This window comes from Pseudomonas putida (genome assembly GCA_041879295.1).
GTDB lineage: Bacteria > Pseudomonadota > Gammaproteobacteria > Pseudomonadales > Pseudomonadaceae > Aquipseudomonas > Aquipseudomonas putida_Y.
Map to the genome: position 1 here is coordinate 3963380 of CP047152.1, position 14121 is coordinate 3977500.

Sequence of the window (14121 nt, forward strand, 5' to 3'; positions counted from 1 at the left end):
TACAGCATACGAACATCCCCTTGCTGCCGTCAATGCGCTTCATTGCAGCCCCGCCAGGTAGCCGCTGCCTTTGCGCAGGGTCAGCACCTGCCTGCGCGGCGTGCCGCGCGTCACCGACAGATGCACCCATTTGTCGAATTCCAGGATCAACTGATCGAAGGGCACCGCACTTTCGCTGATTCGCCGGACGGTCTCGCGCGGGCTGACCTCGATCACCGTGAAGTCCGCCGCCAGCCCTTGTACGTGCTGGCTGTCGGAGGCGCCACCGATCAACCGGTTGACCCTTTCACTGCGATACCCGCTGCTGATGATGATGGGCGCGTCGAACAATGCACGTACCTGCTCCAGCGCACAGCACAGCAATTGCAGGTTGGCCCTGGCTTCGAGGGGCGGTGCATTATCGAACCCGTCCCGGGCGGCGAGCTGGGAAACGGTCATTTCATCGAAGGTGAAATGTGGAGTGATCAGCATGGCGAGCTATTCCGATGATGGAGAAGGTTACCGGCGACGGTGCGCCTGCAACAGATCATCAGCTCGCTTCACAAATCATGGAGCAGGGTTGCAACTCCTCTGCAGCCATCATTGCCCAAGAAAGGCCACCACTTGTTCGGTATCGAAGGGCCAGTGCAGCTCGGCGCCGTTGTCACAGCGCCGCAGCACCGGAATGATCAGGCCATAACGCTCGAACAAAGGCTCGCTCTCGGCGATGTCGACCAGCTCTACCAGCAGGCCATGATCGACGAGGGGCATCAACACGGCCTCGGCCACTTCGCACAGGTGGCAGCCGAGGGTACCGAACAGTTGACATTCAGGCAGCATGGGGCAGGTCCCGGGTTGGCGTACACAACAGCCTATTCTAGTGTGGTGTTTCACAAATAACGACCATAACTCGCGGCGCTTTTTGCGCTCATGCGGCGTTGTCGTTCCTCGCCGTAGCTGGGCTACGACTCGTCGCGACGCCTTGCCTGAGCGCAACAATCGCTCGCGAGTTATTGGCCGTATTTGCAAAACACCACACTAGGCCCGCCACGCCCACCCTGCACCTGACCTGGCTCAATCCTGGCTGGTAGCACCGATCCGGTGCAGCGACAGGTCCGCGCCCTGGAACTCCTGCTCATGGCTCAAGCGCAGGCCATGCAGCGCACGGATTGCTCCATACACGGCAAAGCCACCGGCCAAAGCCACCAGCACCCCCATCAGGCTGCCCAGCAGCTGGCTGACCAGGCTGACACCGCCCATGCCGCCCAACGCCACCTGGCCGAACACGCCACAGGCGATGCCCCCCCACACGCCACACAGGCCGTGCAATGGCCACACACCCAGGACGTCGTCGATTTTCCAGCGATTTTGCGCTGCGGTGAAAGTCCAGACAAAGAGCGCCCCCGCCACCAGGCCGGTGACCAGCGCTCCAACCGGGTGCATCAGATCGGAACCTGCGCAAATCGCAACCAGCCCGGCCAGCGGACCGTTATGCAGGAAGCCGGGGTCGTTGCGCCCGGCCAGCAACGCTGACAGGGTGCCACCCACCATGGCCATCAGCGAGTTGATCGCCACCAGGCCACTGACACCCTGCAAGGTTTGGGCACTCATGACGTTGAAGCCGAACCAGCCGATGATGAGGATCCACGAGCCCAACGCCAGAAAGGGAATGCTCGACGGCGCGAACGCCACCAAGCGGCCCTCGCGGTAGCGCCCACGGCGCGCGCCCAGCAGCAGCACCGCCGCCAGCGCCAGCCAGCCCCCCATGGCGTGTACCACCACGGACCCGGCAAAGTCATGGAACGGGGCGCCGAAGCGAGCCTGCAGCCAAGCCTGCACGCCCAGGTTGCCGTTCCACACCACACCCTCGAAGAACGGATAGACGAACGCCACGATCAATGCCGTGGCGCACAACTGCGGCACGAATCGCGCCCGCTCGGCGATGCCCCCGGAAATGATCGCCGGAATCGCCGCCGCAAAGGTCAGCAGGAAGAAGCACTTGACCAGTGCATAGCCATGGTCGACAGCCAGCGTCGCTGCCGGCTGGAAGAAGTTGACCCCATAAGCGATCCAGTAGCCTATAAAGAAGTAGACCAGCGCCGAGATGGCAAAGTCGCTGAGGATCTTCGACAAGGCGTTGACCTGGTTCTTGTGGCGCACCGTGCCCACTTCAAGAAACGCAAAGCCGGCATGCATGGCCAGCACCAAGATGGCGCCCATGAGAATGAACAGGGTGTTGGAACCGTGGACCAGAGAGTCCATAGCGCTGTGCATGTTTTCCATGAAATAGGCAGACCTGCTGAAAAAGGCACCAGGACAGTTCAAGAACCTGCATCCCTGCACCGAATCGGTGCCAGCCCCTACCCTGTTCACGTGAGCGGGGTGAAGCCTGCGTGGTTTTTTCTTGGGTTTGTCGTGGATTGGGTTAAGGTTTATCGGTATTCGCTGCGCCGGCGCCCTGAAACGGCGCAAAACCGGTCACAGGCGCTCCGCAACGTGGCAAAAACTTAGCAAGGCCCATACCAGCAGCCGCACTTGAACCTTCCATGCGTGCTGTCACTCGAACTACCAACACTCATCGACAGGGAGAGACCCATGGCCAGCAAATCGGCAAAGAATGCACAAGAGATATTGATGGCTGACTTCCAGGCCTTGGTGCGCGACACCGAGAAGCTGCTGGCCGACACCGCCAACCTGGCCGGCGACCAGGCCGACGAATTGCGCGAGCAGATTCACGAGCGCCTGGCCCAGGCCCGCGAAACCCTGCAACTGACCCAGGACTCGGTACGTGAACGGGGTCAGGCGGCGCTGGGCAGCGCCGAGCAGTACGTGCAGGAAAACCCGTGGCAGGCGATCGGCATCGCGGCCGGCGTCGGCCTGTTGATCGGTCTGCTGGCCAACCGGCGCTAAGGGGAACCCATGGAGAATGACGCCAACGGCGCCGGCGCTTCGGGCAAGCGCCTGGGTGCGGCCATGCTGGGGCTGCTGCACAGTCACATCGAGCTGTTCGGTATCGAGCTGCAGGAGCAGAAAGGCCGCACTTTGAGCCTGCTGCTGTTCGCCGGCCTGGCGCTGGTGTTCGCCCTGCTGCTGCTGACCGCACTGTCCGGGCTACTGCTGGTGCTGCTGTGGGACAGCTATCGACTGGCCGGTATCATTGGCCTGTGCGTGTTCTATGGCATTGCCGCACTGTACTGTGCCATGCGCCTGAAGGCGGCGGTGTTCGACGAATCATCGCCTTTCGGCGCCACCCTCGAAGAACTTGCCAAGGACAGGGAGCGCCTGTTGCCATGAGCCTGCCAGAACTGCCAAACACGCGTAACCCGCGTGAACTGCGCAAGGCGCTGCTGCGCCTGCGCATGGAGATGCACCGCCAGGAAATCCGCCATGAGTCCGGGCAGTTGCTTGAACCGCTGCGCCGCGTGCGCGGTATGGGCAGCTCACTACATGAAGGCCTGGGTATCAAGCATGCGCCACTGTGGGGCATCGGCGCCGTGGTGGCGCTGGGCTTTCTCACCGGCAAGGGCGTACGCAGCGGCAACCTGACCCGCCTGGTGCGCTTGGGCAGCACCCTGCTGCCGCTGGTGCGCCTCTACCTGCAAGGCGGCCGCCGCCCCTGACCTGCGCGCGACCCGGCAGCACAATGCCCTTGCTGCGGGGTATGCTGCTGCCTTCAAACTAAAGGAGTACGCGCCTTGGACTGGCACACCTTGCTTACCCGCGAACGGCTGGGCAAAGCCCTGTACAGCGCCGATGAACTCGGGCGCAGCCCCTTCCACAAAGACCATGACCGCATCATTTTCTCCGGTGCCTTTCGCCGCCTCGGCCGCAAGACCCAGGTGCACCCGGTGTCGAGCAACGACCATATCCATACGCGCCTGACTCATTCGCTGGAAGTCAGCTGCGTCGGCCGCTCGCTGGGCATGCGCGTCGGCGAAACCCTGCGCGACAACCTGCCGGACTGGTGCGCCCCCAGTGACCTGGGGATGATCGTGCAGTCAGCCTGCCTGGCCCACGACATCGGCAACCCGCCATTCGGTCACTCCGGCGAGGACGCCATTCGCCATTGGTTCCAGCAGGCCGCCGGGCGTGGCTGGCTGGACGACATGAGCGATGACGAGCGGGCCGACTTTCTCAACTTCGAAGGCAATGCCCAAGGCTTTCGCGTGCTCACCCAACTGGAATACCACCAGTTCGATGGGGGGACGCGGCTGACCTATGCCACCCTCGGCACCTACCTTAAATACCCTTGGAGCGCCCGCCATGCCGACGCCCTGGGTTACAAGAAGCACAAGTTCGGCAGCTATCAGAGCGAACTGCCGCTGCTTGAACAGATCGCCCGCAAGCTCGGCCTGCCGCAGCTGGAACACCAGCGCTGGGCGCGCCACCCGCTGGTGTATCTGATGGAGGCTGCCGATGACATCTGCTACGCGCTGATCGACCTGGAAGACGGCCTGGAAATGGAGCTGCTGCAATACACAGAAGTCGAAGGGCTGTTGCTCGACCTGGTCGGCGATGACCTGCCAGAAACCTACCGCCAGCTCGGCCCAAGCGACTCCCGCCGGCGCAAGCTGGCAATCCTGCGTGGCAAGGCCATCGAACACCTGACCAACGCCGCCGCCCATGCCTTCGTCGAGCAGCAGCAGGCGTTGTTGGCCGGGCAACTGGCGGGCGACCTGGTGGAACACATGCATGGCCCAGCCAAACGCTGCGTACTGCAAGCCAAGGACATGGCACGCAACAAGATCTTCCAGGACAAGCGCAAGACCCTGCACGAAATCGGCGCCTATACCACCCTGGAGATTCTGTTGAACACGTTCTGCGGGGCGGCCCTCGAACAGCACGGTGGACGCACGCCATCGTTCAAGAGTCGCAGGGTGCTGGACCTGATCGGCAACAATGCGCCAGACCCGCATGCCTCGCTGCACAGCGCCTTCCTGCGCATGATCGACTTCATTGCCGGCATGACCGACAGCTATGCCAGCGAAATGGCCCGGGAGATGACCGGGCGCTCCAGCCCGACCTGAACCGCGTCCGTGCAGCGCGGGCTCGGCCTGGCGCTGCACCACGCTTGCAGGAAACTTCCTACATCAACAGGAGCCAGACTAAACGGCACGAATATAAACTAATGAAAAGTTACCAAAATCGCTTTGACATCGAGTTAAGCACACCTAATCCGTAGCCCATTTTGTTTTATCTTGTAAGCCGTTTCCCATATAGGCCTAACAGCCATTCCCCGCACGCCCGACGACTTCCAACTGCGATAAGGTGCCCTCTGTCACCCTCAATCGATCGCAGGGAAATCGAACATGCACTCCATATTTATCGTTGACGACCATCCGGTAATTCGCCTGGCCGTCCGTATGCTGTTGGAAAACCAGAATTACAAGATTGTCGGCGAGTCGGACAACGGCGTAGACGCCATGCAGATGATCCGCGAGAGCAACCCCGACCTGGTCATTCTCGACATCAGCATCCCCAAGCTAGACGGCCTGGAGGTGCTGGCCCGCTTCCAGACCATGGCCCTGCCCTTGAAGGTTCTGGTATTGACTGCACAGTCCCCGGCCTTGTTTGCCGTACGTTGCATGCACTCAGGCGCGGCAGGTTATGTCTGCAAGCAGGAAGACCTGAGTGAACTGCTCAGTGCAATCAAGGCCGTACTGGCCGGTTATAACTATTTCCCCAGCCAGGCAATAAAAAACAACCAGACGACCGACAGTGACCTGCAACTTTTCCGACAGGTCAATGACCGCGAACTGATGGTACTTCAACTCTTCGCCCAAGGCCGCAGCAACAAGGAAATTGCCAAGGGCATGTTCCTCAGCAGCAAGACTGTCAGTACCTACAAGAAGCGCCTGATGCACAAACTGCAAGTCAATACGCTGGTCGACCTGATCGAGATGGCCAAGCGCAACGCGCTGGTCTGAACGTGGTCATGGCCCGAGCCATCAATCGCCTGCTGCTCGCCCTGCTGCTGTTCAGCGGCGCGACACAGGCTGTCCATCGCGAAGCCGCGTCCTTTACGTTGATCGCACGCTCATCGGCCCGACCGGTCCAGCCCGTGCTCACGCCCGAACAACGACAATGGCTCGAAGGCCGTCAGGAACTGGTGCTGGGTACGTCGGCCCCCGACTATCCGCCGTTCGACATCACCGGTGGCGGCAACGACTACCAGGGCCTGACTGCCGAATATGCAAGCCTGATCGGCAAGGCCTTGCAGTTGCCAGTGAGGGTACTGCGTTTCTCCAGCCGGCAGGCGGCGGTAGAGGCGCTCAGGCACGGCGATATCGACCTGCTGGGCAGCGCCAATGGCTACGAAGCGGCCAGTGACGGCCTGGCACTGTCGCAGCCCTATGCCGTCGATCAACCCGTACTGGTAACGCGTGAAGACGAAAACCGGGCGCTGGACATGGACCTTGCCGGCATGCGCCTGAGCATGCTTTACCACTATTTGCCCAGACAGGAAGTCCTCAGCGCCTACCCCAAGGCCGAGCTGCTGGCCTTCAGTTCTTCCAGCCAGGCACTGAATGCCGTCGCGTTCGGCCAGGCCGACGTGTTCATCGGCGACACCATCTCCACGCACTACCAGCTCAACCGCGGCCATCTGCCCGGCCTGCGCATGGCCAACTTCGGCAAACACGAGGCCATCGGCTTCAGCTTTGCCTTGCGTCAGCAAGATACCTTGCTGCTGGACCTGGTGAACACCATCCTGGACAGGCAGAGCCCGGCCATACGCTCCAGTATCTTCAAACGCTGGAGCGCTGGCAGCGACCTGCTGCTGAGCGATCGCCAACTGCAGTTGAGCGAGGCCGAGCAGCAGTGGCTGCAGAAGCACCCGGTGATGCGCGTGGCGGCAGATGACGCGGCTGCACCACTGTCCTATTTCGATGATTCGGGGCATTTCCGAGGCATCACCGCCGACCTGCTGGAGCTCATTCGCCTGCGCACCGGGTTGCGTTTCGAAGTGCAGCGCGCCAGTGGCCTTGCCGACATGGTCGCCCGCCTCAAGGATGGCCGGGCTGATGTCATCGCCGCACTGGCCAGCGCCGGGAAAGCAGGGGACGACCTGCAAATCAGCCGCCCTTACCTCGAAAGCGCCTATGTGCTGGTAAACCGCAAGGGCAACAACACACTTAGCTCACTGGAGCAGTTGCAGGGGCACCGCATCGCCATTACCCGCTACAGCACCCTGAACGCCATGCTGTCCCGGGACTACCCCAAAATAAGCTGGGTCGAAACCGAAAGCGCGTTCTACTCCATGGCGTTGCTCAACAGTGGGGCCGTCGACGCGGTGATCACCACCCTGATCGACGCCAACCACGCCTTGGCCAGCAACCCTGAACTGGTCATCCGCACCTCGGTCGGCAGCGAACCCGCCAACTTCGCCATGGCCACCACTGGCCCGTCACAGGCGCTGCTGTCTATCCTCGACAAGGCTTTGCTGAGCATCTCACCGGAGGAGCTGGGGGTAATCAACAACCGCTGGCGCGGCTTTGGCAGGCATGAGGATGACAACGCCAAAGGCTACAGCCGCCTTGCCCTGCAGGTAGTGCTGGCCACCGCCGTGCTTCTGTTGCTGGCCTTGCTCTGGAATGCCCGCCTGCGCCTGCAAATTCGCCAGCGCCAGCACGCCGAACGCGCGCTGAATGACCAGCTGGCATTCATGCGCGCCCTGCTCAATGGTACACCCCACCCCATGTATGTGCGTGACCGCGAGGGTTGCCTGAAAAGCTGCAACTACAGCTACCTTGAAGCCGTGCAGGCCCGCTCCGACCAGGTGATCGGCAAAAAACTGAACGACAGCCTGTTTGCCGATTCCGAGCAAGCTCTGCAGATCCAGGCTGATTATCAGAAAGTCATGGCTGCGGGCTCGCCGCTGATCAAGGACCGTCCATTACGGATCAAGGGCCGGGACCTGACCATCTACCACTGGATCTTGCCGTACCGCGACTCCCTGGGTGAGGTGCAGGGGATCATCGGCGGCTGGATCGACATCAGCGAACGCCGCCAACTGGTCATGGAGCTGCGCCAGGCCAAGCAGCAGGCCGACGATGCCAACCGCGCCAAGAGCACGTTCCTGGCGACCATCAGCCACGAAATCCGCACCCCGATGAACGCCGTGATCGGCATGCTGGAACTGGCGGTCAAGCGCGCCGACCAGGGCCGGGTGGACCGCAGCGCGCTGGAACTGGCGCACCATTCGGCCAAAGACCTGCTAGGCCTGATCGGTGACATTCTGGACATCGTACGCATCGAGTCCGGGCACTTGTCCCTGGCCCCGGAGGTGGTCGACCTGGCGGCGCTGGTCGAATCGGTGGGGCGCATGTTCGATGGCCAGGCGCGGCAGAAAGGCCTGGCCCTGGAGGTGCAGATCGCTCCGGCCGCACGCTGCCATGTCCTGCTTGACCCGCTGCGCTTCAAGCAGGTGCTCTCCAACCTGGTGAGCAACGCCATCAAGTTCACCGAGCACGGTCAGGTACGCATCTGCGTCGCCCTGCTGGATGACGGTACCAGCACACCAGCGGTACTGGAGCTGGAGGTGCGCGACAGTGGCATCGGCATCCACCCCGACGACCTGCAGCGCCTGTTCAACCCGTTTATCCAGGCCAACCCGCACAGCCAGGGCGCCCGCGCAGGTACCGGGCTGGGCCTGGCCATCTGCCGCAACCTGTGCGAAATGATGGGCGGCAGCCTGTCCATGAAGAGCCTGGAGGATGTCGGTACCCAGGTGCGCCTGAAAATGCCGTTGCAACGGGTTGATGCCGCAGCGCAGCCGACACCTTTGCCCGAGCAGCTCGACGTGCCCGACCCACGGCTGAACGTGCTGGTCATTGATGACCACCCGGCCAACCTGCAACTGATGGCGCAACAACTTGGCTACCTGGGCCTGGAACACGCCAGCGCCCGCGATGGGCGGGAGGGCCTGGCCGCCTGGCGGGCAGGCGACTTCGATGTACTGGTACTCGACTGCAACATGCCGCACATGAACGGTTACCAGTTGGCGACTGCCGTGCGCGCCGAAGAACGCCATACCAGGCGGCCACGCTGCACCATCCTCGGCTATACCGCCAACGCACAGCCGGAGGTACGCCGCAAATGCCTGAACGCCGGCATGGACGACTGCCTGCTCAAGCCCATCAGCCTGAGCACCCTCAGCCAGCGCCTGGCTGGCATTTGCCCGCGCCGCCAGCAACGCCCCCGACGCAAGCTGTATCAACTGGACGGCCTGGCCGCCGTGGTCGGGCCTGACCCGGTCGACCGCCAGCGCTTCCTGGAGGCCTTGCAACAGAGCCTTCAGGTCGACCTGGCCAGCCTGATGGCGCTGCACCCGCAGCATGATAGCCGCGCCATTGCCGAGCAGGCCCACAAGGTGCTCAGCGCAGCGCGCATGCTGGAAGCCCCTGACTTGATGGCGGCCTGTGAAGCCCTCGAGGCCAGCGGTTTGACCACTGCCCAGGTGCGCCTGCGGCGCCAGGCACTGGCACGACATATGCGCCGAGTGGACCGTGCACTGGCCAGGGAATTGACCACAAGCACAGTTACTCAGGCAGGCAGCCAGGCGTGTTAACTGGTAGACTGCGCGGCGTTATTACCTAAGAGGATTGTTTCATGGCCACAAACCGCTCCCGTCGTCTGCGCAAGAAGCTGTGTGTCGACGAGTTTCAGGAATTGGGCTTCGAGCTGAACCTGGAATTCAAGGAAGATCTGGATGACCAGGCAATCGATGCTTTCCTCGACGCGTTCCTGGAAGAAGCCATGGACGCCAACGGCCTGGATTATGTAGGCGGTGACGATTTCGGCCTGGTGTGCTCGGTCAAACGCGGCTCGGTCAGCGAAGAACAGCGCGCTGCTGTTGAAGCCTGGCTCAAAGGCCGTGGCGAACTGACCAAGATCGAAGTCAGCCCGCTGCTGGACGCCTGGTACCCGGAAAAGCCGATCAACAAGGCTGAGTGATACTTGTCAGCTTCGGGCTGAAAAGGTTCATTGCTGAAAAGGCCACCCACTCGGGGGGCCTTTTTTATTGGCGTTGCTTTTCCGTCGAACGTGACGCATCGCGGCTGCGCTTGGGGCATAATGCGTACTGTTTACGTCGTGGGGCCATCATCTCTTACAGCCCCAAAGCCCTTTTCCCTCGCCGCAGGGTATTCGCTCACTATGATCAAAACGCTTCGACCCCTCATTCTTGCCGGCCTGCTGTTGCCGCTTGCCTTGCCCAGCCACGCCGCCGTCAATACCACCCTGCCTGCCAAAGTGCAGCAGGCGCTCAAGGCCAACAAGCTGCAGGACACAGCGCTGTCGCTGGTGATGCTGCCGCTGGACGGCCCCGGCACCCCGACCGTGTTCAATGCCGATGTGTCGGTGAACCCGGCGTCGACCATGAAACTGGTCACCACCTACGCCGCCCTCGAACTGCTTGGCCCGACCTTCCAGTGGAAAACCGAGTTCTACACTGACGGCACCCTGAGCAACGGCGTGCTTAACGGTAACCTCTACCTTAAAGGTGGCGGTGACCCCAAACTGAACATGGAAAAGCTGTGGCTGCTGATGCGTGACCTGCGCGCCAATGGCGTGCGCACCGTCACCGGTGACCTGGTGCTGGACCGCAGCCACTTCGTGCAACCCAACCTGCCGCAGTTCAACGATGACGGCGGCGATGAAAACAAGCCGTTCCTGGTCAAGCCCGACTCACTGCTGGTCAACCTCAAGGCCCTGCGCTTCGTGGCCCGTAATGATGGTGGCAAGGTCACCGTCGCAGTCGAGCCGCCGATTGCCCGCATCCGCATCGACAACCAGGTCAAGCCGGTAGCCTCGAAGAAATGCACCGGTGATGTACGCTACAACCCGGTGCCTCAGGCCGACGGCATCAGTGTAACGGTCAGCGGCCAACTGGGTGACGGCTGCAACTCGCAAACCTACCTGTCGCTGCTCGACCACCCAACCTACGCCGCCGGTGCCGTACGCGCCATCTGGAGCGAACTGGGCGGCAACATCCAGGGTGGCGACCGCATCGAGAATGTGCCCAAGAGCGCTCGCCTGCTGGCCCGCGCCTTCTCGCCCGACCTGGTGGAAGTGATCCGCGACATCAACAAGTACAGCAACAACACCATGGCCCAGCAGCTGTTCCTGAGCCTTGGCGCGCAGTTCCGCACCGATGCCGATGGTGACGACGCCCGTGCTGCCCAGCGCGTGGTACGCCAATGGCTGGCGAAAAAAGGCATTACCGCGCCGCACCTGGTGATGGAAAACGGCTCTGGCCTGTCGCGTGCCGAACGGGTCAGTACCCGGGAAATGGCCGAGATGCTCAAAGCCGCCTGGAAGAGCCCTTACGCCGCCGAGTTCATGAGCTCGATGCCGCTGGTGGGCATGGACGGCACCATGCGCAAGCGTCTCAAGCGCACCGCGATGACCGGTGAGGGGCACATCAAGACCGGCACACTGAACACTGTACGGGCGATTGCCGGCTTCAGCCGCGACAGCAACGGCCATACCTGGGCGGTGGCGGCGATCCTCAACGACCCCAAACCGTGGGGTGCCTCGCAGGTGCTGGACCAGGTGCTGCTTGACCTGTATCGCCAGCCGAAGCTGGCTGGCAGCACAGCGGCCAACTGACTCCACCTGCCATCACCCGGGCCGGCTCCCGCGCTCGACGCAGGCGCGGCCTTGGGTCGTGCAAGGGCCGCAAAGCGGCCCCTACGCCGACCGCGCGCGCGGTTTTATAGCGGCTCCCCCTCCACCCGGTCCCGCCCGGCCTGCTTGGCCGCATACACGCCGGCATCGGCGCGCAACAGCAAGGCATCGGCGCCCTCGCCCAACCGCCACTGCGCCACACCAAAGCTCGCGGTCACCTGGCCCACGCCTTCCACCGGCACATTGCGCACCCCTTGCCACAACTCCAGCGCCAGCAGCCGCGCCTGGTCGACATCGCTGCCCGGGCATAGCACCATGAACTCTTCCCCGCCCAAGCGGCAGAACACATCGGTACGCCTTAAACGCTGACCGATGCGCTGGCACAGGCTGCGCAGCACCCGGTCGCCGACGGCATGGCCGAAGCGGTCGTTGATGCGCTTGAAGTGATCAATATCGAGCATGATCACCGACAGTGCCAAACCATCGCGCTGGGCCCGTTCCAGTTCGATCTTGAGCCGCTCCTGGAAGTAGCGACGGTTATGGATACCGGTCAGCGAGTCGGTGACCGACAGCGCCCGCAACTCTTCTTCCACGCCCTTCAGGTCGGAGATGTCCGTCAGGTAGCCATGCCACAGGGTACAGCCCTGCTCGCCCACTTCTGGCGTCGCCTCGCCACGCACCCAGCGCAGCCCGGCCCGTGGCAGGCAGACCCGATACTCCTCGCGCCAGGGTGACAGGTGTTCGGCCGAATAGCGCACCGAGCGGCGCACGCGCTCCAGGTCATCGGGGTGGATACGTTCGAACACCGCCGCGGCATCCTCACGCAACTGCAGCAGGTCGACCTCATAGATGTCATACAGGCCCATGCTGGCGTATGGAAAGCAAGAATGGCCGTTGGCATCCAGGCGATATTGGTAGATGCCGCCCGGCACTTCGGCGCTGAGCTTTTCCAGCAACCGGTCACGCGCTGCCAACGCCTCATGCACCCGGCGCCGCTCGGTAACATCAATGCAGATGGCCAGGTAGCCAACCCACAACCCCTGTTCGTCGAGCATGGCAGTCACCAGCATGTTGGCGACCAACTGGCTGCCATCGGCTCGTAGCAAGGTCCACTCACCAGGCTCGGCCCCGTGCGCCTGCACCGTTTCCGCGAACATCGCCTGGCCGCCAGCAATGGCGCGGCCAAAGCGCAAGCTCAAGGCCTGAGCACGCAGGTTCAGTTCCTCCGGCAGTACCAGGTCGTCAAGGCGCAACCGGCCGATCGCTTCGCTGGCTGCGTAACCGAGCATGCGTTCGGCGCCGGCGTTGAACGTGCTGACCACCCCTTTGAGGTTGGTGGCGATGATCGCCACCTGGGTCGCGGCGTCCAGCACACTGCGCAGTTGGTTGTGGGTGCCACGCAACGACTGCTCGCTGACCTGCAGTTCGGCAGTACGCTGTGCAACCAGGGCCAGGGCGCGCTGACGCTGGCTTAACAGGCTGTAGAGCAGCACGCTGAGCAACAGGCTCAACAACCCGCCCAGCAAGCCGACCGCCAGCACTGCCGAGGTGCGGTTCGCCTGCACGAACGCCTGGCTCGGTTGAATATTCAGCTGGAAATGGTGATCGGCCAGGCGCAACACAGGGTTGCTGGCCAGCGCCAAGGGCGCGACTGGATTTTGTGAATCGAACATCACGACAGGGCCTTGTAACCCAGACGGGTCCGTGATGTGCACCACAAGGTTGTCATCGGCCGCTACCGGCCGCCCCTCGCTGACCAGCTCGCGCATGCTCAGCAAGGCCATCACATAGCCCGCGGCCGCACCACGGGGGTCGGCATCGGAAAATACCGGTGCCACCATCAGCAGGCCGGGCTCTGCCGAGTGGGTATCGAACAGGGTCAATGGCTCGGACACCGCCATGCTGCCCGGCCCCAGCGCCCGCGCCAGGGCTGCCTGGGGCCCGCTTTGACCCGCGAGGTCCAGGCCATAAGGCAACCCGGGCCGATCGCCCGACTGGGTATAGAGCACCGGGAAGTAATGGTCGCGCTGCGACGCCGGGCGCCACTGGCCTTGCGCATCCAGGTCACGAATCACATAGCCTGGGCCGGTATGGGCACTGGCCAGGCGCTCGAATTCGGCGCGTTGCCCAGCCTCGACGCGCGGCGCCCAGGCATAGGCCAGGGTGCGTTGCAGCAGTGGCCGGGCATAGCCGTCGAATTCGCGCAGGGTGATTTCGCTGGAAAAGCTGAAAAACCGTCGCAGCCCGTCCAGGCGCTGCTGCTGCTCGTCAAAGCGCTCGGCAATACGGCTGAAGCGCTCGCTGGCCAGCAGCTCGAAGCGCTGGCGCAGCTGCTGCTTGTAGAAGGTGTGCGCGGCAAATGCCAGGGCAGCGGTCAACAAGCCGCCGGCCACCAGTGCGATCAGCGCCATCGCCCAGGCAGACACCCTCTCTGTGCACAAGCCAAGTAACCGCGCACGCACGCCACCCTTTGACATACACCCATCTCGTCACGTCAGCGTCCTGCGGATTATC

The 14121-nt window shown here is 62.8% G+C and carries 12 protein-coding genes; 8 read left to right on the forward strand and 4 right to left on the reverse strand.

All coding sequences use genetic code 11. The features are described from left to right. Nucleotides 1–39: 39 nt before the first annotated feature. The 3 genes from GST84_18235 to GST84_18245 form a co-directional block, all read right to left on the reverse strand. Nucleotides 40–471 carry a peptidase M15 gene (locus GST84_18235; GenBank protein XGB14164.1) on the reverse strand — a complete coding sequence of 144 codons (432 nt, stop codon included), beginning with the start codon at nt 469–471 and terminating at the stop codon, nt 40–42. A gap of 108 nt (nt 472–579) precedes the next feature. Next, nucleotides 580–819, reverse strand: a complete 240-nt coding sequence (locus GST84_18240) for a glutaredoxin family protein (GenBank protein ID XGB14165.1) — start codon at nt 817–819, stop codon at nt 580–582. A gap of 234 nt (nt 820–1053) precedes the next feature. After that, a complete protein-coding gene (locus tag GST84_18245; GenBank protein XGB14166.1) occupies nt 1054–2262 on the reverse strand; it encodes an ammonium transporter in 1209 nt (402 codons plus the stop codon). 312 nt (nt 2263–2574) lie between these two features. Here GST84_18245 and GST84_18250 point away from each other — a divergent pair, with 312 nt between their 5' ends. The 8 genes from GST84_18250 (at nt 2575) to dacB (ending at nt 11589) form a co-directional block, all read left to right on the forward strand. Beyond that, the gene (locus GST84_18250; GenBank protein XGB14167.1) at nt 2575–2889 is read left to right on the forward strand and encodes a DUF883 family protein; all 315 of its coding nucleotides are present in this window, start codon (nt 2575–2577) and stop codon (nt 2887–2889) included. A gap of 9 nt (nt 2890–2898) precedes the next feature. Beyond that, nucleotides 2899–3273 carry a hypothetical protein gene (locus tag GST84_18255; protein ID XGB14168.1) on the forward strand — a complete coding sequence of 125 codons (375 nt, stop codon included), beginning with the start codon at nt 2899–2901 and terminating at the stop codon, nt 3271–3273. After that, nucleotides 3270–3599 (forward strand): hypothetical protein, encoded by a 330-nt coding sequence (locus GST84_18260; protein XGB14169.1) that lies wholly within the window; start codon nt 3270–3272, stop codon nt 3597–3599. The genes GST84_18255 and GST84_18260 overlap by 4 nt, the downstream gene beginning before the upstream one ends. A 75-nt stretch (nt 3600–3674) precedes the next feature. Further along, the gene (locus GST84_18265) at nt 3675–5006 is read left to right on the forward strand and encodes a deoxyguanosinetriphosphate triphosphohydrolase (GenBank protein XGB14170.1); all 1332 of its coding nucleotides are present in this window, start codon (nt 3675–3677) and stop codon (nt 5004–5006) included. 282 nt (nt 5007–5288) lie between these two features. After that, on the forward strand, nt 5289–5906 hold the full coding sequence (locus GST84_18270; GenBank protein ID XGB14171.1) for a response regulator: 618 nt from the start codon (nt 5289–5291) through the stop codon (nt 5904–5906). Between the two features lie 8 nt (nt 5907–5914). Next, nucleotides 5915–9547 (forward strand): transporter substrate-binding domain-containing protein, encoded by a 3633-nt coding sequence (locus tag GST84_18275; GenBank protein XGB14172.1) that lies wholly within the window; start codon nt 5915–5917, stop codon nt 9545–9547. Nucleotides 9548–9588: 41 nt separating this feature from the next. Next, entirely contained in the window at nt 9589–9933 is a 345-nt protein-coding gene (locus tag GST84_18280; GenBank protein XGB14173.1) for a DUF469 family protein, read from the forward strand. A 201-nt stretch (nt 9934–10134) separates the two neighbouring features. Next, on the forward strand, nt 10135–11589 hold the full coding sequence (gene dacB, locus GST84_18285; GenBank protein XGB14174.1) for a D-alanyl-D-alanine carboxypeptidase/D-alanyl-D-alanine-endopeptidase: 1455 nt from the start codon (nt 10135–10137) through the stop codon (nt 11587–11589). Between the two features lie 104 nt (nt 11590–11693). On the opposite strand, the gene GST84_18290 is transcribed toward dacB, so the two are convergent. Continuing rightward, entirely contained in the window at nt 11694–14084 is a 2391-nt protein-coding gene (locus tag GST84_18290; GenBank protein XGB14175.1) for a diguanylate cyclase, read from the reverse strand. Nucleotides 14085–14121: the final 37 nt, after the last annotated feature.